The following is a 768-nucleotide window of genomic DNA, read 5'->3' as shown; positions in this document are numbered from 1 at the left end:
CCGGCCAGCTGGCCGGTCACCGTCAAGGCCTTGGCCGTGATGCTGGCCGTCAAGCCGGTCGGATTGCTGACCGTGTAATTGCTGGCCAGGCCGGTGGCGGTATCAACGAGGCTCGTGCCCGTCACCGTCACGGCTTTGCCATCGGCCGCGTTCTTGTCGCTGAACACCGCAGTTTGACCCGCAATGTCCAATGCCTCACCTGCCACCAGGCCGCTCAAGGCGCCGCCGGACAGGCTGGCTTGTGCATTGCCATCGTAGACTTTATTACCGGCCACTTGGCCAGCCACCGTCAAGGCCTTGGCCGTAATACTGGCCGTCAAGCCGGTCGGGTCGCTGACCGTGTAGTTGCTGGCCAGGCCGGTGATGGTGTCGACCAGGCTTGTGCCCGTCACCGTCACGGCTTTGCCATTGGCCGCGTTCTTGTCGCTGAACACGGCGCTCTGGCCGCCAAAGCCCAGGCTTTCACTGGCCACCAGGCCGTTCAACACCCCACCGGACAGGCTGGCTTGTGCATTGCCGTCGTAGACTTTATTACCGGCCAGCTGGCCCGTCACCGTCAAGGCCTTGGCAGCAATACTGGCCGTCAAGCCGGTTGGATTGCTGACCGTGTAGTTGCTGGCCAGACCGGTGATGGTGTCGACCAGGCTTGTGCCCGTCACCGTTACGACTTTGCCATCGGCCGCGTTCTTGTCGGCAAACGCCGCGCTCTGGCCACCGATGCCCAGGCTTTCGCCCGCCACCAGGCCGCTCAGGGCGCCACCGGACAAT

General features: G+C 64.1%; 1 protein-coding gene. It reads right to left on the bottom strand.

Translation table 11 applies throughout. From position 1 onward, the window contains the following. On the bottom strand, positions 1 to 768 hold a 768-nt coding region (locus tag K0F85_RS28310; RefSeq protein WP_257638218.1), incomplete at both ends, for a YDG domain-containing protein.

This window comes from Janthinobacterium sp. UMAB-56 (genome assembly GCF_900095265.1).
Taxonomy (GTDB): domain Bacteria; phylum Pseudomonadota; class Gammaproteobacteria; order Burkholderiales; family Burkholderiaceae_D; genus Janthinobacterium.
The sequence above is the reverse complement of the archived record's forward strand: the minus strand, read 5'-3'. Positions and strand labels throughout refer to the sequence as shown.